General features: G+C 63.2%; 16 protein-coding genes and 2 pseudogenes. 4 read left to right on the top strand and 14 right to left on the bottom strand.

Features of this window, described 5'->3' with window-relative positions:
* The first annotated feature begins 119 nt into the window (after window positions 1-119).
* On the top strand, window positions 120-1,382 hold the full coding sequence (gene ppk2 / locus EAG14_RS13400; protein WP_121729160.1) for a polyphosphate kinase 2: 1,263 nt from the start codon (window positions 120-122) through the stop codon (window positions 1,380-1,382).
* A gap of 51 nt (window positions 1,383-1,433) precedes the next feature.
* Here the strand turns inward: ppk2 and EAG14_RS13395 are convergent, their stop codons facing one another.
* The 4 genes and pseudogenes from EAG14_RS13395 to EAG14_RS13380 all read right to left on the bottom strand — a co-directional run bounded on the left by EAG14_RS13395 (window position 1,434) and on the right by EAG14_RS13380 (window position 7,221).
* Window positions 1,434-3,023, bottom strand: a complete 1,590-nt coding sequence (locus EAG14_RS13395) for a methyl-accepting chemotaxis protein (protein WP_121729159.1) — start codon at window positions 3,021-3,023, stop codon at window positions 1,434-1,436.
* A 276-nt stretch (window positions 3,024-3,299) separates the two neighbouring features.
* Window positions 3,300-4,284: pseudogene (locus EAG14_RS13390) on the bottom strand (tripartite tricarboxylate transporter substrate binding protein BugE).
* 196 nt (window positions 4,285-4,480) lie between these two features.
* A pseudogene (locus EAG14_RS13385) lies at window positions 4,481-5,757 on the bottom strand (CaiB/BaiF CoA transferase family protein).
* Window positions 5,758-6,024: 267 nt separating this feature from the next.
* Complete coding sequence (locus tag EAG14_RS13380) at window positions 6,025-7,221, bottom strand: acyl-CoA dehydrogenase (RefSeq protein ID WP_121729158.1); 1,197 nt, start codon at window positions 7,219-7,221, stop codon at window positions 6,025-6,027.
* Between the two features lie 177 nt (window positions 7,222-7,398).
* On the opposite strand from EAG14_RS13380, the gene EAG14_RS13375 reads away from it, so the two are divergent.
* Entirely contained in the window at window positions 7,399-8,328 is a 930-nt protein-coding gene (locus EAG14_RS13375; protein ID WP_121729157.1) for a LysR family transcriptional regulator, read from the top strand.
* A gap of 218 nt (window positions 8,329-8,546) precedes the next feature.
* On the opposite strand, the gene EAG14_RS13370 is transcribed toward EAG14_RS13375, so the two are convergent.
* The 10 genes from EAG14_RS13370 to hemC form a co-directional block, all read right to left on the bottom strand.
* A complete protein-coding gene (locus EAG14_RS13370; RefSeq protein ID WP_121729156.1) occupies window positions 8,547-9,977 on the bottom strand; it encodes a delta-60 repeat domain-containing protein in 1,431 nt (476 codons plus the stop codon).
* A gap of 381 nt (window positions 9,978-10,358) precedes the next feature.
* The gene (locus tag EAG14_RS22855) at window positions 10,359-11,732 is read right to left on the bottom strand and encodes a hypothetical protein (RefSeq protein ID WP_162996000.1); all 1,374 of its coding nucleotides are present in this window, start codon (window positions 11,730-11,732) and stop codon (window positions 10,359-10,361) included.
* 165 nt (window positions 11,733-11,897) lie between these two features.
* Window positions 11,898-12,521 (bottom strand): VOC family protein, encoded by a 624-nt coding sequence (locus tag EAG14_RS13360; protein WP_121729155.1) that lies wholly within the window; start codon window positions 12,519-12,521, stop codon window positions 11,898-11,900.
* 139 nt (window positions 12,522-12,660) lie between these two features.
* A complete protein-coding gene (locus EAG14_RS13355) occupies window positions 12,661-13,236 on the bottom strand; it encodes a YceI family protein (RefSeq protein WP_099654981.1) in 576 nt (191 codons plus the stop codon).
* A gap of 79 nt (window positions 13,237-13,315) precedes the next feature.
* On the bottom strand, window positions 13,316-13,885 hold the full coding sequence (locus tag EAG14_RS13350; RefSeq protein ID WP_099654982.1) for a YceI family protein: 570 nt from the start codon (window positions 13,883-13,885) through the stop codon (window positions 13,316-13,318).
* A 59-nt stretch (window positions 13,886-13,944) separates the two neighbouring features.
* Window positions 13,945-14,520 carry a cytochrome b gene (locus EAG14_RS13345; RefSeq protein ID WP_199175084.1) on the bottom strand — a complete coding sequence of 192 codons (576 nt, stop codon included), beginning with the start codon at window positions 14,518-14,520 and terminating at the stop codon, window positions 13,945-13,947.
* 379 nt (window positions 14,521-14,899) lie between these two features.
* Entirely contained in the window at window positions 14,900-16,177 is a 1,278-nt protein-coding gene (locus EAG14_RS13340) for a heme biosynthesis protein HemY (protein WP_121729154.1), read from the bottom strand.
* A gap of 62 nt (window positions 16,178-16,239) precedes the next feature.
* A complete protein-coding gene (locus tag EAG14_RS13335; RefSeq protein ID WP_121729153.1) occupies window positions 16,240-17,364 on the bottom strand; it encodes a uroporphyrinogen-III C-methyltransferase in 1,125 nt (374 codons plus the stop codon).
* Entirely contained in the window at window positions 17,361-18,176 is an 816-nt protein-coding gene (locus EAG14_RS13330) for a uroporphyrinogen-III synthase (protein WP_121729152.1), read from the bottom strand. The genes EAG14_RS13335 and EAG14_RS13330 overlap by 4 nt, the downstream gene beginning before the upstream one ends.
* 18 nt (window positions 18,177-18,194) lie before the next feature.
* Window positions 18,195-19,112, bottom strand: a complete 918-nt coding sequence (gene hemC, locus EAG14_RS13325; RefSeq protein ID WP_121729151.1) for a hydroxymethylbilane synthase — start codon at window positions 19,110-19,112, stop codon at window positions 18,195-18,197.
* Between the two features lie 248 nt (window positions 19,113-19,360).
* Between hemC and ppc the strand changes: the two genes are divergently transcribed.
* Together ppc and EAG14_RS13315 are read left to right on the top strand one after the other, a co-directional pair.
* The gene (gene ppc, locus EAG14_RS13320) at window positions 19,361-22,150 is read left to right on the top strand and encodes a phosphoenolpyruvate carboxylase (RefSeq protein WP_121729150.1); all 2,790 of its coding nucleotides are present in this window, start codon (window positions 19,361-19,363) and stop codon (window positions 22,148-22,150) included.
* Between the two features lie 506 nt (window positions 22,151-22,656).
* Window positions 22,657-26,031 (top strand): IPTL-CTERM sorting domain-containing protein, encoded by a 3,375-nt coding sequence (locus EAG14_RS13315; protein WP_162995999.1) that lies wholly within the window; start codon window positions 22,657-22,659, stop codon window positions 26,029-26,031.
* The last annotated feature ends 145 nt before the right edge of the window (window positions 26,032-26,176 follow it).

Here is a 26,176-nt window from a genome sequence, read left to right as displayed (position 1 = left end):
GGGGTTTTTGACGATTTTGTGACGTGCACCCAGGTGCGCTGCGACGCTTGCTGTGTGGCCCTTGAAGTTCATGCAGTCTGCAGCGTAGCCCCCTGGGGCACCCAACCGGAGACCTTGCCATGACCCCACGCCGTGCTCCCACCACCCCATCCGCTTCGGCCAGTCCTTCGATCTCTTCCAGCCCTTTGGGCAATGTGGAGGCCGCAGCGCCCGCCACACGCCGGCGCGCAAGCGCTGCGGCGGGGGCTGTGGTGAAGGCCTCACCCCGCGCCGTGCGCACGGTGGCCCGGGGCGACGTGCCACCCAGCCTGCAGCCCGCCACGCTGGCCCGGCATGTGGCGCAGCAAGCGGTGCAGGCTGCGCAGGGGCAGCAGACGGCCGCGGTGTTGTCCTTGCTCAGCAGCGATGACGCCACCCAATCCACCCAGCAGCGCATTGCCAGCCTGCGGGCGCTGCTGGAGGGCGCATCGCAAGACGACCTGGAGGCGTTGCACGAAGCCCTGCGCCAGCATGTGGGCCGTGAGGCCAGTGGCGACGGAGATGCCGATGGCGTCAACCCCGACGAGGAGCTTGCCCGCGACTGGCGCCGGGGGGCTTACCCTTACCGCAACCTGTTGCGCCGCTCGACCTACGAGCGCGAGAAGTTTCGGCTGCAGGTGGAGCTGCTCAAGCTGCAGGCCTGGGTGAAGGAGACCGGCCAGCGCGTGGTGATCTTGTTTGAGGGGCGCGATGCGGCAGGCAAGGGCGGCACCATCAAGCGCTTCATGGAGCACCTCAATCCCCGTGGTGCGCGCGTTGTGGCGCTGCAAAAGCCCACCGAGACCGAGCGCGGCCAGTGGTACTTTCAGCGCTATGTGCAGCACCTGCCGACGCAGGGCGAGATCGTGATGTTTGACCGCAGCTGGTACAACCGCGCCGGGGTGGAGCGTGTGATGGGCTTTTGCTCGGATGCCGAGTACAGCGAGTTCATGCGCCAGGCGCCTGAGTTTGAGCGCCACCTGGTGCGCAGCGGCGTGCATGTGATCAAATTCTGGTTCTCCGTCAGCCAAAAGGAGCAACGCCGCCGCTTCAAGGAGCGCGAGGCGCACCCGCTCAAGCAGTGGAAGCTCAGCCCCATCGACACCGCATCGCTGGACAAATGGGACGACTACACCCGCGCCAAAGAGGCCATGTTTTGCGACACCGACACGGCCGATGCGCCTTGGACGGTGATCAAGAGCGACTGCAAGAAGCGTGCACGCCTGAACGCGATGCGCTACGTGCTGCACAAGCTGCCCTATGCCGCCAAAGACCTGGCACGCCTGGGCACGCTCGACCCCCTGATCGTGGGCCGCGCCCATGTGGTGTACGAGCGGGGAGAGCAGCCGGGTGCGATTTTGTGAGTGGTCTCTGGGGCCTTCGGGGCCTCTGTGACCTGTGCTAGCAGCGCGTGGTCAGCCTGCCGCCAATTGCAGGCTGCCTGCGGGGTCTGCCAGAGCGCGCGTGTCGGCATCGTGCGCTGACAGGCGGAACACCGCCACGGCCTCCACCAGTTGCTGCGCTTGCACCCTGAGGCTGTCGGCTGCGGCAGCGCTTTCCTCGACCAAGGCGGCGTTCTGCTGGGTGACCTGGTCCATCTGGGTGATGGCCTCGCCCACCTGGCTCACACCCTGGCTTTGCTCGCTGCTGGCGGCGCTGATCTCGGCCACGATGTCCGTCACGCGGCGGATGGAGGCCACCACCTCGGTCATGGTGGTGCCCGCCTGATCGACCAGTGCCGATCCTTGCTCTACCCGCTCCACGCTGGTGTGGATCAACCCCTTGATCTCTTTGGCGGCCTGGGCGCTGCGCTGGGCCAGGCTGCGCACCTCGCTGGCCACCACGGCAAAGCCCCGGCCTTGCTCCCCGGCACGGGCCGCTTCCACCGCCGCATTCAGCGCCAGGATGTTGGTCTGGAAGGCGATGCCATCGATCACGCCAATGATGTCGGCGATTCTTTTGCTACTGTCGTTGATGCCGCGCATGGTGGTTACCACTTCGGCCACCACGTTGCCGCCTTGCACCGCTACCGACGATGCATTCACCGCCAGTTGGCTGGCCTGGCGCGCGCTGTCGGCGTTGGCCTGTACGGTGGAGTTCAGTTCCTCCATCGAGGCCGAGGTTTGCTCCAGCGCGCTGGCTTGTTGCTCTGTGCGCATGGACAGGTCGTTGTTGCCCGTGGCGATCTCGGCGCTGGCCCCGGCGACGCTCTGGGCGTTGGCGCGCACGCGCTGCACCACCTGGGCCAGGCTGCCTTGCATGTCGTGCAACGCGTTGAGCAGTTGCGCGATCTCATCCTTGCCACGCGATGGGTTGGCTGCCGTCAGGTCACCCTTGGCCACGGCCTGTGACACCTGCACCGCCTGCCCAATGGGCCGCACCACCGAGCGGCTGAACGCCAGCGCCCCCACTACGCTGGCAGCGCACACCACCAGCATCACCAGCAGGCTGACGGTGTTGGCCTGGCTGGCCCGCTGACCGGCCGCTTTGGCCACCTCGGTGCTGGCCTGGGCAATCAGGTCGCCCGCCTGGTCCAGCAGTTGCGATGGCTCCCGGTCCATGCCCTGCACGGCTTTATCCCCTGCCTGGGCATCGTTGTCTGCGGCCTGAAAGGCCTCGTAGCCCTTGCGGTAGACCGCGCCCATGCGTTCATGCGCCTGGCTGAAGGCGCGCACTTTGTCCAGTGCCGGGCCGCTGGGCAGGTCGCTTTGCAATTGGCTGACGGCCTGGGCCACGGCTTTTTCCTGCTTTTGAAAGGCCGCCCAGTAACGGTCGCGTTGGGCGGCGTCCTTGCCGCGCAGCAGCACGTTCTTCCACTCTTGCACCTGCACCTTGAAGTCTTGCAGCATGGTAGCGGCCCGTCGCTCGTGCTCGTAGTTGTGGGCCACCGTGGTTTCGTACACGTTCAGCGCCTGATTGAGCTGCTGGATGCCGAACAGCGCTGCCATCATGAGCAGCAGCAGCGCGGCCATGAATGCGAGTGGGAGCTTGACACTGAGCTTCATGGGGAACCTCCTGCAGTGGACTCGGGGTCCGTTGGGGCAAAGGGAAGGCCGCAGCACGCCACAGCGCCACGCGCAAACAGGGGCGACATGGGCTGGGGCTGCTCCATTATCAGAATGCGCAGGCTTTTGTGAAGCGCTAAATGGGTCGCAGGGGCTGTGGCTTGCGGGCAGGGAGGTCTGAAAGTGGCCGCACCCAAGAAAAAAGCCCCGCACAGGGCGGGGCTCAGAGGGGTGGATGCCCAGGGCCTGAATGTGCCCAGGTGGGCACACAGGCGCTCAGTCCATGGTCAGCTTTTGCTTGGCCACCACGTCTTTGTACACGGCCAGTTCTTCGCGCATCTGCTTGGCAAAGGCTTCCGGGGTGTCGGCCATGATGATCGAGCCCGTCTCCTCAATGCGTTTGCGGATGGCGGGGTCTTGCACCACCTTGCGCACGGCCGCGTTCACCTTGTCCACGATGTCCTTGGGCAGGCCTTTGGGGCCCACGATGCCGTAATAGGCCATGCGGTTGACCTGCTCCAAGCCCACCTCTTTGAAGGTGGGCACATCGGGCAAGGCTGCCACGCGCTGCGGCGCCGCCACCACCAGGGCGACCAGGCGCTTTTCCTTGATGAAGGGCAGGGCGGAGGGCAGGTTGTCAAAAATCAGTGGCACCTGGCCGGCCACCGCGTCGGTCAGCGCAGGGCCGGACCCTCGGTAGGGCACGTGCACCATGAAAGTCTGGGTGTCCAGCTTGAACATCTCCATCATCAGGTGGGTGATGCTGCCGTTGCCAGGCGAGGCATAGGCGTATCTACCAGGCTCTTTCTTGATGGTGGCCAGCATGCCCTTGTAGTCGTGAAACGGCAGCTTGGGGTTGGCGGCAATCACATTGGGAGTGGCCGCAATGTTCACGATGGGCGTGAAGTCGGTGGCCACGTTGTACGGGATCTTGGGGTTGATGGCCGGGTTGGTGGCGGTGGTGGACACCGTGGCCACGCCCAGGTTGTAGCCGTCGGGGTGGCGCGGGCTGTTTCTGCTGCGCCGATGCTGCCGCCACCGCCGCCCTTGTTTTCCACCACCACAGGCTGGCCCAGTTCGCGGCCCAGGGGCTCGGCAATGGTGCGGGCCACCAGGTCGGTCGTACCCCGGCGGCAAAGGGCACCAGCAGGCGAATTGGCTTGGTGGGCCAAGCGGTTTGGGCGTGTGCGGCTGTGCTGATAACAGCGGCGGTGCTGGCGAGTGCGAGGACGCCCAGGGACAGGGCGGTGCGACGGATCATGGTGTTGTCTCCTTGTTATATGTGGCGGGCAGCACAGGCTGGCGCAGGGAATCGCAGCAAAGGGCGCCTGTGCGCCCTGGGGGTTGTCAGAGTGGCCACACCACTTGGCGGGTGCTGTGGCAGCGCCGCTGGGTGGCGCAAGCCGCCCTGAGCGTTTGGCGTTGCTTCAAGCCATCAAGTGGTGAAGCGGAACCGGTCAAATGGCTTTGGCGACCCGCAACGCTGCAATGCGTGCGTCATCCAACCCCAGTTCACGCAGCACTTCGTCGGTGTGCTGGCCCAGGGCCGGAGGCGCGTTGCGCAACACCGGCGGTGTGGCCGACAGGCGCAGCGGGCTGGCCACGCCGGTGATCTGTTGCACGCCATCGCCTGCCTCGCCGTCCTTCCACCGTGGCAACGATAGGGCCAGGCCGCGCGCCTGCACTTGCGCGTCGTCAAACGCTTGGGCAATGGTGTTGATGGGGCCGCAGGGCACGGCCTTGTCTTCCAGCAGGGCGATCCAGTCGGCGGTGGTACGGGTGCGCGTCACGGCCTCCATGGCGGGGATCAGCGCGGTGCGGTTTTGCACGCGCAGCGTGTTGGTGGCATAGCGCGGGTCGCTGGCCCACTGGGGCTGGCCTGCGGCGGCGCAAAAGCGCTGGAACTGGCCGTCGTTGCCAATGGCCAGCAGCATGTTGCCGTCGGCGGTCGCAAAGTCCTGGTAGGGCGCGAGGCTGGGGTGGCTGTTGCCCATGCGCCCAGGCGCCTTGCCCGTAGCCAGGAAGCCCGAGGCTTGGTTGGCCAGCACGGCCATGCCCACGTCGAGCAGGGCCATGTCGATGTGCTGGCCCTGGCCCGTGCCGTTCACCGCGTTGTCGCGCACGTGCAGCGCGGCCAGGATGGCGTTGCTGGCGTACAGGCCGGTGAACAGGTCGATCACGGCCACGCCCACGCGCATCGGGCCGCCGCCGGGCTCGGTGTCGGCCTGGCCTGTGATGCTCATCAGGCCCGTCATGGCCTGCACCATCAGGTCGTAGCCTGCGCGCTCGGCGTAGGGGCCGTCTTGGCCGAAGCCGGTGACGGAGCAGTAGATGAGGCGCGGGTTGAGTGCGCGCAGGCTCGCGTGGTCCAGTCCGTATTGCTTCAGGCCGCCGACCTTGAAGTTCTCCACCACGATGTCCGCCTCCAGTGCCATCTGTTTGATGAGCGCCTGGCCTTCGGGCGAGGCCATGTCGATGGTGACCGAGCGCTTGTTGCGGTTGCAGGCGGTGTAGTAGCTGGCCTGGTGGGTGTCGTTGCCGTCCGCGTCTTTCAAAAAGGGGGGCCCCACTGGCGCGTGTCGTCGCCCACGCCGGGGCGCTCTACCTTGACCACGTCCGCACCCAGGTCGGCCAGGATCTGCGTGCACCATGGCCCGGCCAGCACGCGGGAGAGGTCGAGCACCTTGATGCCTGCGAGGGCGCCTGCGTTGGGGGGGGTGTGGTCATGGGGGATGGTTTACTATTAAATTGATAGCTTCTAGCGCTTGTCTATAAAGCGCTAGGGGCCTAAAACACTTCAAATGCGCGTGTGCGTACCCCGCATTCACTCCCTCTCCCCTCGCGGGAGAGGGTGGGGGAGAGGGGGGTGATCAGGCACGCCGGTTGCGCCGCAACCCCCTCTCCCCCGGCCCCTCTCCCGCGAGGGGAGAGGGGAGTTCTCACCGCCGCAGCGTGTAGCGTGTCGCGTCTAGCGTGCAGCGGCCAGGAGGTCTTCTTTGCTTCAGTTCGCGAACGCGGCAATTCCCGTCTGCGCCCGGCCCAGAATCAGTGCGTGCACATCGTGCGTGCCTTCGTAGGTGTTCACCACTTCCAGGTTCACCAGGTGGCGGGCCACGCCGAATTCGTCGCTGATGCCGTTGCCACCCATCATGTCGCGCGCCAGGCGGGCAATGTCCAGCGCCTTGCCGCAGCTGTTGCGCTTGATGATGGAGGTGCCTTCCACGCTGGCCGTACCCGCGTCCTTCATGCGGCCGAACTGCAGGCAGGCCTGCAGGCCGATGGCGATTTCGGTCTGCATGTCGGCCAGCTTCTTCTGGATGAGCTGGTTGGCGGCCAGGGGGCGGCCAAACTGCTTGCGGTCCAGCGTGTACTGGCGGGCGGTGTGCCAGCAGAACTCGGCCGCACCCAGGGCGCCCCAGGCGATGCCGTAGCGCGCGCTGTTCAGGCAGGTAAAGGGGCCTTTCAGGCCCTGCACTTCAGGGAAGGCGTTTTCTTCGGGCACGAACACGTCGTCCATCACGATCTCGCCGGTGATGGAGGCGCGCAGGCCCACCTTGCCGTGGATGGCGGGGGCCGTCAGGCCCTTCCAGCCCTTTTCCAGCACAAAGCCGCGGATGGGGCCCACGGCGCCGCCTTCAGAGACTTCCTTGGCCCAGACCACGAACACATCGGCCACGGGGCTGTTGGTGATCCACATCTTGCTGCCCTTGAGCTTGTAGCCGCCATCGACCTTGTAGGCGCGTGTGGCCATGCTGCCGGGGTCGGAGCCGTGGTCGGGCTCGGTCAGGCCGAAGCAGCCGATCCACTCGCCGGTGGCGAGCTTGGGCAGGTACTTCTGCTTTTGTGCTTCGGTGCCGAACTCATGGATGGGCACCATCACCAGCGAGCTTTGCACGCTGGCCATGGAGCGGTAGCCCGAATCCACGCGTTCCACCTCGCGGGCGATCAGGCCGTAGGCCACGTAAGACAGGCCGGGGCCGCCGTACTGCTCGGGGATGGTGGGCCCCAAGAGGCCCACTTCGCCCATCTCGCGGAAGATGCTCACGTCCATCTTTTCGTGGCGGAAGGCGTCGAGCACGCGGGGCGCCAGCTTGTCCTGGCAGTAGGCGGCGGCAGCGGCCTGGATGGCGCGCTCGTCGTCGGTCAGTTGCTGGCTCAGGAGGAAAGGGTCATCCCATTGAAAAGCGGCGTGGGCCATGTGTGTCTCCAAGTCGAAAGAAGCGTGAAAAGAAACGGGTCTGGGGTGCATCGTAGGTTGTGGCGTGGCGCCCCGCAAGCGAGTTCTTTTCATCCAGACATGCGTTTATGGAATGTATGGAATACTTGCCGGCCACCGCTCCATGGTGGAAAGGTCAACTACAAGTTCCTATTCATCATGCGCCGCAACATTCCATCGACCCAGGCACTGGCCTGTTTTGAAGTCGCCGCTCGCCACGAGAGCTACACCCGCGCCGCGCAGGAGCTGTCGCTGACCCAGAGCGCCGTGTCCCGCCAGATCCAGGCGTTGGAGGAGTTTTTGGGCGTGCAGCTCTTTCGCCGCACACGCCACGGCGTGGTGCTCACGCCTGCCGGTGCGCACTATGGCCGCCAGGTGGCGCGCTCGCTGCAGGGGCTGGAGCGCGACACGCTTGACGTGATGGCCCACCAGGGCGAGGGCGGCACGCTGTCGCTGGCGGCCGTGCCCACGTTCGCCACCCGCTGGCTGATACCGCGCCTGCCGCAGTTGGCGCAGGTGCACCCCGACATCGTGGTGCACATCGATACGCAGACGCGGCCTTTTCTGTTTGCCGACACTACCTTCGATGCCGCCTTGTATGCAGGAACGCCCGAGCAGGTTGCCAATTGGCCCGGCGTGCAGGCCCAGTTGCTGATGCACGAAGAGGTCGTGCCCGTGTGCAGCCCGCGCCTGCTGGAGTCCACAGCGCCCCGAGGCCGGGGCAGAGCCCACCAGCCCGTAGCCGCCGAAGCCCTCGCTGACTTGCCCTTGCTGCAGCAAAGCACACGCCCATACGCCTGGCGGCAGTGGTTTGATGCGATGGGAGTGGACGCCCCCCGCGCATTGGACGGCCCGCGCTACGAATTGTTCTCCATGCTGGCGGTGGCCGCCACCCATGGCATGGGCGTGGCGCTCATGCCGCCCATGTTGATCGAGGCCGAATTGGCCAGTGGCGATCTGGTGGTGGCTTGCCAAAAACCGTTGCGCGGCGAGCGCGGCTATTACCTGGTCAGTCCGAATGCGCCGGAGCAGTCGCCGGTGCTTCAGGCGTTTTCGCGGTGGCTATTCCATGTGGCGAAAGCCGCGTAGAGCGACGTTCGTATTCCGTAGATTCGCAGCTGGTTATGTGTTTCAGCTGACCGCCAGGTGGCTTGAGAGCAAGGAATGAATCAGAGCACCACGCAGGCAGCATCAGCAGCCGTGCGACGCCCTTTTCAACTCTGCAATGGAGATGTTTGCAAGTGCTGCCCGTGACGGCGTAGCAGGGTCGATGAACTGATTGCAGTCTCCATTGCGCCACGGGTGACTTATGGCTGACTCCATCCGCTCAAACGCTGTATTTGGAAACTGGTCGGTCCGGCAGTCAGGGCGTCATAACTGATCATTAACCAACGCCCTTGCGCGTCGGGAAGTAAGCGAATGGGTGATTGGTTGGAGAGGGGGCCTGTAAAGACCCCTCCAGTACCGAAATCAGTATCAGCAGACCCATTGGCTTTCATGCGCACCCACACGGCACCTGCCTGGGGGTTGCTGAAATTTTCCCCATACACGACGCGACTGCCTAAGACCATCAGACTGTCGTCCGGCAGCGGTACAGCAGACTGGAGGTTTGTTCTCGCCGGCAGCCCGATTTTGCCAACGCCGTTATTCCCAAAGGACAATTGCAATGTGCCTGCAGTGCCGTAACGGGCGACACCCAGTTGGCAATTGTCATTGTTGGCATCGCAAACGGTACCAATGGACATGAAGCCGCCTTCAGATGTCGGGTGGAGCGACCGAAACCCCAAGTTGCCACCCAATTTAGTCCAAGTGTTTGAAGTCTGCTCACCGGTGTCTTGGGAATGCGTCGCAATGCAGACCCCTGGGTGTTCTGCAGGATTCGTGTAAGTGGTCCCGCCTCTCGTTCCCGCCGACACAATCCTGCCTGAGTTTTGAATGAGCAACGAAGTGCCGGAGGCCGAACATTCAGACGCTAAATTGGCTGTGGTAGTTTTTTGAGCTAACACGCCGTCTGCAGAGAACATATCTAAAACGCGGCCATACTCACTCAGTCCTGTCAGTTCATACCCGGTTGAACGCAGTAGCAAAATGCGTTGATCACTATGGACGGCAAGTGAAAGGGACTCGGGGTTGCGGCTTGCAGCAGTGGATGCCACGCCGCTCTCGCCAAACGTTTTATCGATCGCACCCTCCTGCGTAAGTGCTATCAATTGGCTGGAATACTTGGCGTTCGAACCAGCAGATGTGAGGCAGGGTGCGGTGAGTGAATGCTCTTGAACGGAACACGGCTGGGCCGCATTGACTGCGACTAGGATGCGCCCGTTTTTTTGCAATTTAATATCGCTTGGCGTATCGCTGCCAAGTACGGAAATCTTTACTTCCCCGTTGGTCCCGAACGTGGTGTCTAGTGCACCGTTCGCAGTCAACCGGATGGCGAATACTTCACGGGCGGTGCGCCCTGTCCAGCTACCGGCTGGTAGCGGTGCTGTTTGTCGCGATCCCGCCAAAATTAACTTGCCATCGGATTGCAGTACCAAAGCGGACGGAACTGGCCAATTGACTTGAGCAGTCCCTCCAGCGCCGTAAGTTGTATCCAATTTGAGCGGGTTACTTGTCGGCACCGTTGGTGTCGAGTTACCTGATCCACTGCCTCCGCATGCGGTCAGAAAAACGAGCAGGCCAGCGGTGGAAAAAATGGTTCGTATGGCTATAGACGGCAGGGTGTACGCAATACGCATGGGAGGTTTTCAATGCTGTTAGAAACGAAAACATTGTGAACTAATATTGAACTTTCGTTCTGTTTCGAACAGTTATCGCTGCTGCCCGCACCGTTTGTTAATCGCGCACAAACTCCCGCCGGTCATTCTGCTGCGGCTTCAACGGCGCAGCCACCTTGCCTTCAGAACCCTTCTTGCGCCATTGCCCCTTTCGGGTGTTCCACTCATTGAGCGGAGTTGACGCGAAATGCGAAGTGGCTCACCAATAAAGGGGTGTTAGGTGGGCTTGGTAACGTCGCACAAGTCTTATTGGACCGCGGCAATCTGGGGGTGGACTGCCCCCTGTGAGGTGTGTAGGGGGCTCACTGGCCAGAGAATTTTTGATAGCTAGGAGCCATGCCTTCAAGGCTTGCTGTGTCCTGCCACCCGTTGGACGAAAACGGTGGCATTGTTGTCATCGGCTTGCCCTGCTACGCTGACGACCAGCCACCGACCTTGTGAATCTGGCACAAGGTGCGTAGGTCGTATGGTGGAAAACGGTGTAGTGAGCAGCCCCTGCGTGCCAAAGTCTTTCACAGGTTCGCCCTGCGGACTCATGCGTGCCCATACGGCGCCAAACTTTGGATTGGAGCCATTGGCGTCGTATTCAGCTCTGTTTGCAAGAACTATCACGCTGTCATCTGATAAAACCAGCGTGGATGCAATGGTCGAGTATTGCGGGACCGCCAAGTATGCGAAACCTTCTTTTCCATACGAAGTCTGTCGTTCGGCATTGGCTTGATAGCGAGCCATGCCAAGTTGGCAGCTCCCATTACCGCAATTGGTGCCCACGGCAACAAATCCGTCATCTGAAGTGGATGCCAATGAAGAGAGTGCGTAATTGCCGTTGAACTTGGTCCAGGTTCCTTTGGTCTGCAAGCCTGACTTCGGGTCGTGTGTGGCAATACACAGACCAGGGTGAACGCTGGGATCTGCATACGTCGAGCTTTGTCCACCCCCTGAAATGATGCTCCCACTACTTTGAATCAGCAGCGAAACTCCGTCTGCTTCACATGGCGGTTGTGGGGTGGGCTGTGTGGCCGAGTTGTCTACTATACCGTTGGCTGAGATTCGGTCCAGACTGCGGCCATAGAACCTGGCGAGTACTCCGTACTGCCAAGATTCCAGAAGACGCATGCTGTCATCGTCGCTCACCGCCAGCGAGAGTTGACGGGTGTTTTGGCTAGACGCTGTCTCCGCTACCCCATCCTTGCCAAACGTACGGTCTAACTGGCCTGCCGCTGTCAGTGCCACAAGGTTGCTGCTCCGCAATGCACTGTTCCCAGCTGCGGTTATGCACGGTGCATAGGAACTGAGAAAATTAATGGCACATGGCTCTCCTGCAAGTACGGCAATGACGATGCGGCCGTTTTTCTGCAATTTGATATCAGTAGGAGCGTCGCTGCCTTTGACCGTAAAGCTAACTTCGCCATTGTTGCCAAAACTTGTGTCGGGTGCTCCATTGGCTGCCAGTCTGCGCACGATGACCTCGCGCGCGGGCGCACCACCGTAGTTGACCGCTGGGAGTGAGCCTGTTCGCCGTGAACCTGCCAGCAGGAGTTTCCCATCAGGCTGCAGCACCACCGCGGAGGGTGCGAGCCCACTGAGTTTTGCAGAGCCTTCTGTCCCGTAGCTCGCGTCGACCTTCAGCGGATCTACGGGTATCAAAGACGGAGCGGACTCGCCTTCGCCAGACCCTCCTCCGCAGCCGACCAGCGCTGCGAGCAACATGGCCATACCCGCAATGGTCGAAAGTTTTTGGGTAGCAAGACTAAGGCGTGTCGGTGGGTTTCGCATGGGAGATTTATGCAATGGTCTAGATTTCTTGATTGTGAACCACTGTTAAATTTTCTTGTAGCCACATGAGAAATCTGTGGCTGTAGCCTAACCAAAGCAGCGATGTCAGCTGCGCACAAACTCCGGCCGATCATTCTGCTGCGGCTTCAACGGCGCAGCCGCATTGCCTTCCGCCCGTTCCTTGCGCCACTGCTTCTTGCGCTCCGTCCACTCATTCAATCGGGCATGAGCCACGGTGCTGTCTTTGGCCATCTGTTCTTCGTTGGCTACCTGCGCCGCCAGTTCCAGGCGGATGCCGTTGGGGTCGAAGAAGTAAATGCTTTTGAAGATGTGGTGGTCGGTCACGCCCAGCACTTCCACGCCGTGGGCTTGCAGGCGGGCCTTTGTGTTCTCCAGCTCTTGCACGGTGTTGACGCGAAAGGCGATGTGGTTCACCCACAGCGGCGTGTTCGGCGAGGGCTCGGGTTTCACATCGTCACCCAGGTCAAAAAACGCGATGAACGAGCCGTCCTGCAGGCGAAAAAAGAAGTGCGTGTAGGGGCAGTACTCGCCCGTGCTGGGCACATAGTCGCTTTGGATGATGTGGTACAGCGGCAGGCCCAGGATGTCTTCGTAGAAGTGGCGGGTTTCCTCGGCATCACGGGCCTTGTAGGCGTAGTGGTGCAGCTGCTGGACGGCGGCCGGTGGGGGCAAGGCGGTGGTTGGCGCTGGGGTGCTGGGGGCGGTCATCTGGCGTCTCCTGAATGTGGATTAAATTCTACTATTCATAATTGATTTACTTAAAAATAATTTTAGAGAGGTGTAGGCGTAAAAAAGCCACCGCTGCGGCATGCGCTGCGGTGGCTTCGGATGAATGCCGGGGCGTGAATTACTGCTTCACGGCTTCCACTTGCACGACCAGGCGCACGTTCTTGGCAAAGCCCCAATCCACGCCGTAGTTCATGCCCCACTGGGTGCGGTCGATGGTGGCCTCAAAGTCGCCGCCGCACACTTCGCGCTTGAGCATGGGGCTTTGGTAGCAGGCGAACTGGTTGGCCTTCAGCGTGATGGGAGCTGTCTTGCCCAGCAGGGTCAGCTGGCCAGTCACTTCGCTCACGTTGTCGCCTTTGAAGCTGAACTTGTCAGAGACGAACTTGATGGTGGGGTGGGCCGCGGCGTTGAACAGGTCAGCGCTTTGCAGGTGCTTGTCAAATGCGGGGGTGCCGGAGTTGACCGAGGTAGCGTCGAAGCTGATCTCGACCTTGCCGCTCTTGCCGGCGCGGTCAAATTGCACGGAGCCTTCCTTCTTGTCGAAGCGGGCACGGTTCACAGCAGCACCAAAGTGGCTGATTTCAAACGTCACAAAGGTGTGGGTGGGATCGATCGCGTAGTTGGCGGATTCGGCCTGTGCAGCACCGGCAAACAAAGCGGCGACGGCGGCCAAGGCGAAGAGGGATTTGCGCATGAAAGGCTCCTGAAAAACCAGAGGTTGAAAGAAAAGATCGCGGGGAGAGAAAACGGAAGGGTCTGAAGGCGATTGCGCCTCAGAGCTTGGCTACGCCGGTCAGCGCCAGCTTGAACTTGACTTGAACGTCGTCGGCCACCATGGAGGTGTCTGCCCACTCGTTTTCGCCAATCTTGAATGCCAGGCGTTTGATGGGCAGGGTGCCGGTGGCCGTGGTCACTGCACCGCTTTGGGTGAGCGTGACGGGGGCCACGACGTTGACCGCATTGCCCTTGATGGTGAGCTTGCCGGCCACTTCAAACTTGCCGCCGCCCAGGGCCTTGATGCTGCTCGATTCAAAGGTGGCTTGTGGGAACTTGGGTACGTTGAACCACACGGCCTTGGGCAGTTCAGCGTCTGTCTCTTTCGAGCCCAGGGTGGCGCTGCCGGTGTCCACGCTGAAGGTGATCTTGCTGGCAGCCAGCTTGGCGGGGTCGAAGGCGACCTGGGCGTCAAATTTCTTGAACTGGCCGTCCAGGGGCACACCCATTTGGCGGGCGGTGAATTGGACTTCGCTGTGGGCGGTGTCCAGTTTTTGCTGGGCCCAGGCGGCGGGTGTCAACAAGGCGGTGCCCAGGGTGATGGCGGACACGATGCTTGCAATCTTCATGAAAACTCCTTGGTGCGGAAAAGGTGCGCAGCGCAGTGGGGCTGCAGGGGTGTGGGGGCTCAGCGTGGGCCGGGCAGCATGCGCTGCAGCAGGCCGTCGCGGTCAATGATCTGGTGCTTGAGGGCGGCTGCGACATGCAGCAGGACGAGGCCCGCCATGGCAAACGCTGAGATCTCGTGCCAGGGCTTGATGGCCTCGGCCAGTTCCTTGCTCACGGGCACAAAGTCAGGCAGTTGCCAAAGGCCCAGAAACACGATGGGAAACCCTGCGGCCGAGCTGTAGGCCCAGCCGATCAGCGGCACGGCAAAGAACAGCACATACAGCAGATGGTGGGTGGCATGGTGGGCCACTTTTTGCCAACCGGGCATGGCCTGCTCCATGGCGCGGGGCAGTGCGGGGGGGCGATGGGTGGCGCGCCACACGAGGCGCAGCAGCGACAGGGCCAGAATGGCCACCCCGGCCCATTTGTGCCAGTTGTAGAGCTTCAGGCGCTGGGGCGAGAAGGGCAAGCCGGTCATGTACAGGCCCAGGCCGAAGATGGCAATCAGAGCAATGCCAAGCACCCAGTGCAGCAGGATGGCGACGCCGGAATACCGGGCGGGGCGAGGGCTCACAGGGTGAGGGGTGGAAGACATGGGCAGTTGGGTCGAAGGGGTTGTTGAACGGGGCCGCCCGTTGGGTGCTGCGGCCGGTGCACTGGGTGCAATGCCTGCAGTTTAGGAAGAGCGCCCCTGTGGCAGTTTCAGGTGGATTGATGCCTTGATTCAAAAAAACTGAATTGATAAGGCTTTTGCGCTCAAAGTTCCCCAATGTTTGAGGGGCACATGCGACTTGCTGTCGCCGTCTCGTCTTGACGCGGGTCACGGCGCCATGGGGGCAGAGACGTGCACAAAGAGCGGTTCCTGCTCTAGTGCTTTGCGTGTTGAGCATCACCGCTGCGCGTGCGGTGGGCTCTGGATGGGTTGGCTGGGAGGCCTGCGGTGGCTGCTGTTAGCCTCCAGCGCAGGGCTGTGCTCAGTGCTGCAGCGCAGCTGCTTTCCAGGCTTGGGCGGCGGCGTCTGCATCGCCACGCTGCTCTGCCAACTCGGCCAAGTGTCGCCATGCGCTGGCGCGCAGGGGGGCGTCATGCAGGTGGGAGCTGGCCTGGGTCAGCAATTGTTGGGCTTTGCCCCACAGCTGCCGCTTCAGGCAGGCCATGCCTGCAAGGTATTGCAGGCGGGCATCGCGCGGGTTGGATTGCTGGGCGGATTCGATGCGGGCCAGCCAGCCTGCATCGATGGTGTCCAGCCCGTCTTCCAGCGATCGGATCAGCTTGAGTGCCAACCCCTCGGGCAAGCCCTCTGGCAGGTCCACCATCCGCTCCCACACGGGCAGCAGCCAGGCGCGCACCTGGTTGGCATCGCCACCCAGATGTGCCAGGCGCTGGGCGGCTTGCACGGCCAGCTCGGGCATGTTGCGCTCGGTGTTTTCCAGCGAGGCCCAGATTTGCACCAGTTGCACCGGGTCGTGCGCCGACTGGATCAGCTCTGTGGCCAGGCCGCGCACAATGCTTTGCGCCGCTCCTGCCGAGAAGGCGCGGTGCTTGCCTAGCAAGCGGGCTGTGTCGAGGGCCTCGCGGGTTTGGCGGGCCTGGCGCGTGGCCTTGAGCTTGATACGCAGGGCCAGCGTGCGGCGGGCGGCGCCTTGGGGCAGGGCGGCCAGGCGCTCCAGGGTGACCTGGGGGTCGCGGTCATCCAGGCTCCAGCGCGCCGCGCGGATCTGGGCGCCTTCACGCAGTTCTTGCTCTTGACCGTTGCCGCGCACGGGGGCTTCTTCCAGCGCGTTTTGCAGATGGCTTTCGCGGGTAGCGCGGTCTTGCAGTGCGTGGGACGATTCGGCGGCAATCAGGTGTGCCAAGGCACGCAGCTGCTTGCCGTGTGGGACGGGCTCACCCGCCGCCTGCAACGCGCTTTCTTGGGAGAGGGATGCCAGCGCCGATTTGCGAGAGCGCAGAAAACGCCCCGCCAGCATGTGCGTGAGGGCATCGAGCAACGCGTGGTGCATGGCGCGCTCTTTTTGCTGTACGCGCCAGCGGCGTGCCTGGTGCGGCAGCTCCAGCAACGCGGCCAGCGCACGCAACGCTGCATACACGGTGGTGAACCCGCCCACCAGCAGCAACACGACCAAGTTGAGCGACAGGTCGACGCGGTGAGGGGGCCAATACAGGGTGATGGTGCCCTGGTTGTTTCCTGCAAACAGCGCGGCCGCTACGGCAACGCCAAACAGAGCCAAAAGCCAAAGAGCTGCACGCATATCAGTTTTCCAATGCTCCGCGAGCGTCCTGGACCTTCAAAAGCGACTCAGGGTGCGTCATCTCATCGCCCCGCTGCGGCCGTGGCCAGTGCAGAGAGGGTTTCGTCCAGCCGGGGCAGCTCGGCGGCCTTCATGTGCTGCTGGGCTTGCTGCAGCATGGTGGCTGCGTTTTGGGTGCGGCGCGATGCGGGGTCGAAGTATTTGTTCAGTGCGGCCGTGGCGGCCGTCAGGTCTGCGCGGGCAGAGTCAAACTGCCGTGCCAGCACGCCCAGCCGGGCGTTAAGCAGCTTGAGTTTGAGGTTTTCGCGCAGGAAAAAAGTTTGCTCGGGTGCCAGCAAAATGGCCTCGGGCTGGTCGATGCGGCTGACGCGCACCAGCCCACGGGCTTCGTCGCGCACTACTTCCCAGCTGCGCTGCAGTGCGGCTTGCCACCACGGCATGGCAGGGTCTTCGGCGGTGCCTGTGCTGCTGGCTGGGGTGGCTGCTTTGCGGGTGGCGGGCGCCTGTGCCACGGCGTTGAGCACGGGCAGTTCATCCACCTGGCGCACCAAGTCGTCCAGGCGGCCCAGCAGGCCTGCGGTGTCGGTCACGGTGGCGCGGGTCAGCCGGTCCAGGTCGCGCGCAATGGCCCTTTGCAGGGGGGCCAGTCGGGGCTGGGCTGCGCGGTCAATGCGTTGGTTGGCGGTTTTCAGTGTGGCGACCAGGGGCTCCAGGCCGCCGGTGAGCTGGGCCTGTTGCTGAGCCAGCCGAATGGCCGATTCAATGTCCACCACCAGGTTTTCGTCGCGTGAGCGCGACAGGCTTTGCATCAACTCTTCCAGTTGGCTGCGTTGCAGGGCGACTTCGCTCACCCGGGCTTCGGCCACCGAGAGTCGGGCAGCGGTCTCGCGCACCTGGTCTTCTGCCTGGCGGGCGATGGTGCGGGCCTCGATGGCCAACGTGCCCGAGTCGGCCGATTGCCGGGCCAGTTGCTCTTGAATGCTGCTGAGCTTTTGCCACAGCAGGACGCTGCTGGTCAGTGCCGCAGCGGCCACGGCCCCCAGCAGCAGGTTGGCCAAGCCGATGCCCGCCGTGCCGCTGGGGCGTGTGGGGGCGGCAACAGGGGGCGCTGCCGGGCCTGGATGGGATGCGGCTGGAGCTGCGGGCGCAGGGGGCTGCGGCAGATCAGTGGGGGGCACAGAACTCATGCGCCCGATTCTATCGAGGCCACCACGTCCGCCAAGGCAGGGCGGCATTCCCGCACCTCGCCAAACCCGGCGTCGCGCGCAGCCTGGGCGATGCGCGGGTGCGTGGCCAGTGCGCGCGCTGTGCGCCAGTTTTGCTGGGGCAGGGCGGCCGTGAGATGGGCCACCGCCTCAGAGCTGCTGAGCAGCCAGAGGGATCCGTTGTGGGCGGCTTGCCGGGCCAGGTCCAGGTCTTGGGCTGACAGGTGGGGGGCTCCGCGCTCGTACGCCACCACGAAGTCCACCTGGGCGCCTGCGGCTTCGATCTGGCGGGCCAGCCAGTCGCGGCCCGAGCCCTGGTTTTCATGCACCCCGGCAGAGCGCCCGCGCACGATCAGGATGCGGTCGCCTGGCTGCACCTGGGGGTGGACTTGTTGCCACAGGGCTTCGGAGTCAAATTGCGGAGCATCGGGCGCAGGGCCGTCGACGCGCTCGGTGGGGAATCCTGCTTCCAGCAGCACCCTTGCAGTTCCCGGGCCGGGTGACCATGCTCTTGTTTTGATAGCTGCTAGCGCTTGATTGGAAAGCGCTAGAGCCATATTCTGTTCAAAAAAATACAGCGCCGCGTTGCCGCTGACGAACATGGCGGCGCGGTAGTCGCCCAAGCGCGCACGGGCCTGATGCAGCGCTTGCACAAGGACCGGATCTGCGGCTGGGCCGACATGGATCAGGGGCAGGGCTGCAGCGGCAATGCCCCGTTGGGTGAACTGCTGTACCCAGTGCGCAGCCTCGCGCGCGGGGCGGGTGACGATGACCTGGGGGGCCGCGGCGGTCAAGGCTGTGGCCTGCGGGTTTCAGGCCGTTGCATGGGGCGTGGCGCCTTGGGCTCCACCGTCGCGCAGTCGCTGGGCAATGGCCAGGCCCAGAGCATCGGCTTCGGCCAGCGTGGTTACCCGGGCGGTGGCGCTGGCGCGCACCAGTGGGGCTTGGCCTTCGGTGTCGCCCCAGGCGGCATCCAGTTGCAGGGTGTCGCCTGTCAGGGTGCCATGTGCTGCCAGGGGCATGGAGCAACTGCCGCCCATGGCGCGGCTCACTGCGCGCTCGGCGGTCACGGTCAGCCAGGTGGGCTGGTGGGCCAGGGGGGCCAGGGCGTCGATCAGGTCTTGCCGGTCACTGCGCACTTCAATGCCCAGTGCGCCCTGGCCGGCTGCGGGCAGCATGGCTTTGGGTTCGAACGTGGCGCGGATGCGTGCACCCAGCTCCAGCCGTTTGAGGCCTGCTGCTGCCAGCACAATGGCGTCGTACTGACCTTCGTCCAGCTTGCGCAGGCGGGTGTCCAGGTTGCCACGCAGCGGTTCAATCTTCAGGTCGGGCCGCAGGGCCTGCAGCAGCACCTGGCGGCGCAGGCTGGAGGTGCCCACCACAGCGCCCTGGGGCAATTCGTCCAAGCTGGCGTAGCGGGGGGAGACAAAGGCATCGCGGGGGTCTTCGCGCTCCATCACGCAGGCCAGGGCAAAGCCTTCGGGCAGCTCCATGGGCACGTCCTTGAGCGAGTGCACGGCAATGTGCGCGCGGCCTTCTTCCAGCGCCACTTCCAGTTCTTTCACAAACAGGCCCTTGCCGCCCACCTTGCTGAGCGAGCGGTCGAGGATCTGGTCGCCCTTGGTGGTCATGCCCAGCAGTTCCACCGAGTGGCCCTTTGCGCGCAAAAGCGCTTGCACATGCTCTGCCTGCCACAGCGCCAGGCGGCTTTCGCGGGTTGCGATGACGATGGTGGAGGGGGCTTTCGCCGCCGGGCCGCCCCAAGGCGAAAGGCTCCCCCCTTGGGGGGCAGCGACCCGCGAAGCGGCGGAGCGTGGGGGGCGTCTTTTTGGGGGCTCAAGTTCGTAACCTGTTTGTAATCATTCAGCGGCGGGCGATGCTAGCATGCGCCCGCATCGGTGACCTTGATCTGGCGCGTGTCCCTTGTGGGGGTGGCGCGGGCGAGGCGCCTCTTTTCAATCTCCGGAGACCCTCGCGCATGAAACGATCCGACAAGGACCAGCCCCTGATTGACGATATTCGCCTGCTGGGGCGTATTTTGGGCGACGTGATCCGCGAGCAAGAGGGGGTCGATGCCTATGAGTTGGTCGAGCAGGTGCGCAAGCTCTCGGTGGCCTTTCGCCGCGATGCCGACCAGGAGGCCGACCGCGCGCTCAAGAAGCTGCTCAAGTCTTTGTCGGGCGACCAGACGGTGAGCGTGATCCGCGCCTTCACCTACTTCAGCCACCTGGCCAACCTGGCCGAAGACCGCCACCACATCCGCCGCCGTGCCGTGCACGAGCGCGCGGGCGACACGCAAGAGGGCAGCATCGAAGTGGCCCTGTCGCGCCTGCGCTGGGCGGGCATTGCCCCCAAGGCGATTGCGCAGACCCTGGCCAGCAGCTACGTGGCGCCGGTGCTCACCGCCCACCCCACCGAGGTGCAGCGCAAGAGCATCCTCGACGCCGAGCGCGACATTGCGCAATTGCTCGCGACGCGGGACGACATCCAGGTGCGCGCCCAGCTCTACAACAGTGCCAAGGACGCGCTCACGCCGCGCGAACTGGCCGCCAACGAGGCCCTGCTGCGCGCCCGCGTGGCCCAGCTGTGGCAAACCCGCCTGCTGCGTTACAGCAAGTTGACCGTGGCCGACGAGATCGAGAACGCGCTCTCTTATTACGAAGCCACCTTCTTGCGCGAGATCCCCAAGATCTACGCCGACCTGGAGGCTGAACTGGGCCAGTACCCCGTGCACAGCTTCTTGCGCATGGGCCAGTGGATTGGGGGCGACCGCGACGGCAATCCCAATGTCACCGCGCAGACCCTGCAATACGCCTTGGGCCGCCAGGCCGAAGTGGCCCTGCGCCACTACCTGACCGAAGTGCACTACCTGGGGGGCGAGTTGTCGCTGTCGGCCCGCCTGGTGCAGGTGTCTGCCGAGATGGAGGCCCTGGCACTGCGCTCGCCCGATACCAACGAGCACCGTGTGGACGAGCCTTACCGCCGGGCGCTCACGGGCATCTATGCGCGGCTGGCGGCGTCGCTCAAGGACCTGACAGGTGGCGAGGCCGCACGCCATGCCGTGGTGCCGCAAAACGCCTACGCCAGCGCGGAGGAGTTTCTGGCCGACCTGCGGGTGATTGAAGCGTCATTGAAGGCACACCATGGCGAAGCCCTGGCGCAAGAACGCCTGCACCCGCTGATCCGCGCCGTGCAGGTGTTTGGCTTCCACCTGGCCACGGTGGACCTGCGCCAAAGCTCTGACAAACACGAAGAAGTGGTGGCCGAGCTGCTGGCCAAGGCGCGCATCGAACCGAACTATGCGGGCCTGCAGGAAGCCGCCAAGCGCGCCCTGCTGATCAAGCTGCTGAACGACGCCCGCCCGCTGCGCGTAGTGGGTGCCGAATATTCGGCCCACGCCCAGGGCGAGCTGGCCATCTTTGAAACCGCCCGCGTGATGCGCGAGCGCTTCGGCCACGAGGCCATCCGCCACTACATCATCAGCCACACCGAAACGGTGAGCGACCTGCTCGAAGTGCTGCTGCTGCAAAAGGAAGTGGGCCTGATGAATGGAACTTTGGACGCTGAGTCGAAGAACCACCTCATCGTGGTGCCCCTGTTCGAGACCATCGAAGACCTGCGCAATGCTGCGCCCATCATGCGCGAGTTCTATGCGCTGCCCGGCGTGGCAGCGCTGGTACAGCGCAGCGGCGGCGAGCAGGACATCATGCTCGGCTACAGCGACAGCAACAAGGACGGCGGCATCTTCACCAGCAACTGGGAGCTGTACCGCGCTGAGATTGCCCTCGTCGAACTCTTCGACGAGCTCGCCACCAGCCATGGCATCCAGCTGCGCATGTTCCATGGCCGGGGCGGCACCGTGGGCCGGGGCGGTGGCCCCAGCTACCAGGCCATCCTGGCTCAGCCCCCCGGCACCGTGCGCGGGCAGATCCGTCTGACGGAGCAGGGCGAGGTCATTGCCTCCAAATACGCCAACCCGGAGATCGGTCGGCGCAATCTGGAAACCCTGGTCGCCGCCACGCTCGAAGCCACGTTGCTGCAGCCCACCAAGCCTGCGACCAAGGCCTTTCTGGACGCCGCCGCGCAGCTCTCGCTGGCCAGCATGGGTAGCTACCGTGCGTTGGTGTACGAGACGCCTGGCTTTACCGATTACTTCTTCAACTCCACGCCCATCCGCGAGATTGCCGAACTCAACATCGGCTCGCGCCCCGCATCGCGCAAGGCCAGCCAGAAGATCGAGGACCTGCGCGCCATCCCCTGGGGCTTCAGCTGGGGGCAGTGCCGCCTCACGCTACCGGGCTGGTTTGGTTTTGGCTCGGCGGTCGAAGCCTTCATCAACACCGAAGGCAAGGACCCCAAGGCCCAGTTGGCGCTGCTGCAGAAGATGTACCGCCAGTGGCCGTTTTTCCGCACCCTGTTGTCCAACATGGACATGGTGCTGGCCAAAAGCGACCTGGCCCTGGCTTCGCGCTACAGCGAGCTGGTGACGGATGCGCGCCTGCGCAAGAAGGTGTTCACCGCCATCGAGGCCGAATGGCAGCGCACGGCCGAGGCGCTGACCCGCATCACGGGCGACAAGCAGCGCCTGACGCACAACACGGCGCTGGCGCGCTCCATCAAGCACCGCTTCCCGTACATCGATCCGCTGCACCATCTGCAGGTCGAGCTGGTACGCCGCTGGCGTGCCGGGCAGGGCGATGAGCGGGTGCAGACCGGTATTCACATCTCCATCAACGGCATTGCCGCAGGGTTGCGGAATACGGGCTGAAGCTGTGTGCTCAGTTGCTGTGTGCAAGGCACAGCTTGCAGAACTAAGCGGGCTCTGGGCCCGCTTTTTTTTTGGCCAATGGACGCTGTGGTCCTTCACACGATGCGGTGGCACCTTCTGCCTTCATTCATGCGAATTCAGCAAGAGTAAGCGTGCATTCGCTGACTTTGGCTGGCATGTATCTGGAGTGTTGCAATTCCTCCACCCTTTGAGAAAAATTGTGTCTGACCGTACAGCATTGTTTGCAATTGTTGACTGCTATTGCTTCGAAAAAGATAGCGACCTTTTATTGATTTAAAGGGTTGTGATGCATATTATTTTGTTTTATTGAATTGTAATTATTTGTACTTTGTTTCAGTTGACAGTAGGTTGACTTTTGCGTTTTCCCTGTTGACTTTAGTTTGCAATTGATATTTTTGAGGCTCCCTAGAATCCGCGGCTCACAAGAGAGTTGTTTGGACTTCAGAGGGGAACTCATGACATATTTGCAAGGGAGATGGGCGCGAATGCGCTCCGGGGCCAAGGCCTTGGCGCTGTGCGCGGTGTGGATGCCAGCGCTGGCGTTGGCGCAATCTGCGGACATTGTTGTCAACCATTCGGATTCGCCGGACCCGGGCCCAGCGGGTGGTTTTTTCACTTACACATTGCGTCTGGACAACAACGGCCCCAACCTTGCGCAGGGTGTGACGCTGGCCGACACACTTCCTTCGGGCTCCACCTTTGTAGACGTGAACACCACGAAGGGCAGCTGTGCCGCTCCTGCCGGTGGGGTTGTCAACTGCTCGATTGGTGACATCGCTTTTACAAGCTCTGAAACCGTCACGGTTCGGGTGCGCTTGCCGGTGGCTGGCGTGTACACCAACCGGGTAACGTCAGGTGCCACGACGGCGGATTCGAACAGCAGCAACAACACCAACAGCGTCCAGAATACGACGGCGCTGGCGGCTTCCAACCTTGCCGTGACTGCCGCTTCCTCCTCCGCCAATGTGGCCGCAGGTCAGGGTTACAGCTACACCGTCGGGGTGGCCAACCAAGGGCCGGACGACGTGCCTGCGGGTGGTGCTGTCACGGTGACGTTTGCAGTGCCCACGGGCTCTTCCATTACCAGCACGCCAACCGGCTCCGGCTGGGGCTGTACGCCCTCTGGCGGCTATCCGCTCAGCTCGGGCTCTATCACTTGCACGCGCTCTGGCAGCCTGGCCAACGGCGCAGCGTCGGGCAACCTGACCGTCTCTGCCGTGGCCAACGTGGCGGGCGCGGTGACCGCATCGTTCAGTGCGGCAGCCTCCAAGGCGGATGCGTCTGCGATGCCCGACAGCGACATGGCAAACAACACTGCGACCGTCACTGTGACCTCTGCGTCGGGATCGGACGTGTCGGTCGCTATCAGTGCATCGCCCACCAATGTGGCGCAGGGCAGCGACGTGACGTACACCATCACACCCCGCCATGAAGGGGGCGAGGCTCCTGGGGCATCGGGCTCCGGCGTCATTACGGTGACAGACACCCTGCCTGCTAGCTTGACCTTTGTCTCTGCCACGGGCAGTGGCTGGACTTGCGGCGCAGCAGGTCAGGTCGTGACTTGCACGCGCCCAGGTCCATACACCGGCGGCAATTTCACCAATATGCCGGTGATTACCCTGGTGGCCACGGCAACCGCAGCGGGTGCGATCAACAACACCGCAACCATTTCCATTCCTGAGACCGACAGCAACACGACCAACAATTCCGACAGCGCCAGCGTCACATCGACCAACGATGCCGACCTGCGCTTGGTCAAAACAGCCAGCCTGAACCCGGTGGTGCCGAATCAGGCATATACCTACTCTTTGGCTGTCAGCAATTTGGGGCCATTGGCTATTTCCGCAGGGCGGACCATTACCGTGACGGACGCCTTGCCCTCGGGTGTGTCATTGACAGCGGCCCCGTCGGGTTCCGGTTGGACTTGCTCGCCCAGCGCAGGTTTTCCAATGGACGCCGCATCGGTTTCTTGTACGCGCCCAGGGCCGCTGCTTGCAAACAGGGACGCGCCGGTCATTACCCTGGCTGTTTTGCAGCCCACGGCAGGAGCCCGCTCCAACACGGCTTGCGTTGCACTGAGCGGTACGAGCCCCGTGGACAACAACGCCGCGAATGACTGCAGCAGCGTTGCAGTCTCCGCCACGGCAACCCAGGCCGATCTTCAAGTCGTGTCTAAAACCGCCAGCCCCGCTACGGTGGCTGCGGGCGAAAACCTCACTTATGTGATCACTGCCATTAACAACGGCCCGGCCGTTTCAAACGATGTGCGTTTGACCGATACGCTGAGCAGTCTGGTGAGTGCTGGCGGCGTGCAGTCGATGACCCCGTCGCAAGGCACTTGCACGGTAACGCCTATCGGTGGCACCTCGCAAAATATGGTGTGCGACCTGGGAACCATGGTCGCTGGAGCGACCGCTACGGTGACTGTGGTGGTTCGCCCCAGTATTGCCACCACGGGCAGTCGCAGCAACACGGCATCCATCACGTCGCTGAGCGTGGGTGACCCGGATCGCACCAACAACAGCGCCTCGGTGACCAGCACCGTCACTGCCAAGGTAGACATTCGGGTGGCCAAGTCTGCCAGCCCGACAACTATCCCGGCCGGCGCGCCGCTGACTTATGTGGCCACCGTGACAAACGACGGTCCCTCTACTGCCCAAACGGTCAACCTTGAGGACACCCTGCCTACCAACGCGACCTTCATCAGTGCAGTGGCTTCTGGCTCTGGGGTTTGCACGACACCGGCCGTTGGGGCGGTGGGTGGAACGCTCAGTTGCACCTGGGGCAGCGTTAACACGGGTTCTCAGCAAACTGTCACCTACAAAGTGCGTCCGCTGCTGTCTGCCGTCGGGGGCAATTTGGTGAACGCGGTTGCGGTAACCACCACAACCGCTGAAGACAACACCGCCAACAACTCGGCCACCACCACCACCCCGGTGACTCCAGCACAGTTGGACGTGTTGATCAACAAGACCGACAGTTCAGACCCGGTGAACCTGGGTGACGAAACGACCTACACGGTCACTATCACCAACAGTGGCCCGTCCTATGCGACGAATCCCGTCGTGGTGGATACCTTCCCAGCACCTGGCTCCACGCCCACGGCCACCTTCAGCTACGAAGGCGCGCTCACGGTGAGCAACGGGGGCTCCTGCACCCAGCCCACAGTTGGTGTGACCAGTGGAGTGCTGCGCTGCACGTTTGCGGGGCTGGATGCCGGGCAATCGGCAACGGTGACCTACAAGATGCGGGCCCAGACCTTGACCCAGCTGGGTGCCACCAGCGGCACGGCCTTCAATCGCGCCACGGTGTCTGTGGACGAAACCGAAACCCAGATGCTCAACAATTCGGTGGATGAGTCGACCACGGCACGGCGCAATGCGGCGGCCCTGCCCACAGACCTTGGCATCACCAAGACAGGGCCGACCAGCCCCGTGAAGGCGGGTGATCTGGTGAACTACATCATCACCGTGCGCAACAACGGCCCCCAGGTCAGCACCAGTGCCCAGATGCAGGACGTGCTGCCCGCAGGCTTGTCCTTTGTCTCGGCGCCAGGTTGCCTGGAGGCTTCGGGCACGGTCACCTGTCCTGTCGGTACGCTGGCCGTGGGTGCTTCGGTGGTGTTCAACATCAACGCGCGTTTGAACACGCCCTACACGGGGGCCAGTCCGTTGGTCAACACGGCGTTGGTCGATGCCGTGGGTGACACCGACCCCACCAACAACTCGGCCTCTGCCAGCACACCCATTGCGGTGCTCACACCAGCGAGCATTCCAACCTTGTCTGAGTGGGCGCTGATCTTGATGGCCGCCTTGTTGGGGTTGCTGGCCATGCGCCAGATGCCGCAGCGACGCCAGTGAGTGAGTGGGGCGGTGCCGGTTGAGCCGGTGCCCCGCCCACCTGATTCCATGCGTTAGCACCTTGCAGCCCACGTAGGTCTTTGGCCCACGTGGGCTGATTGTTTTGTGCTCGGCCTGGCCTGCGGCACTTGGCGGAGTTTGAGTG

The sequence above is a fragment of the Acidovorax sp. 1608163 genome, assembly GCF_003669015.1.
GTDB lineage: Bacteria > Pseudomonadota > Gammaproteobacteria > Burkholderiales > Burkholderiaceae_C > Acidovorax.
This window is presented reverse-complemented; position numbering and strand designations above follow the sequence as displayed.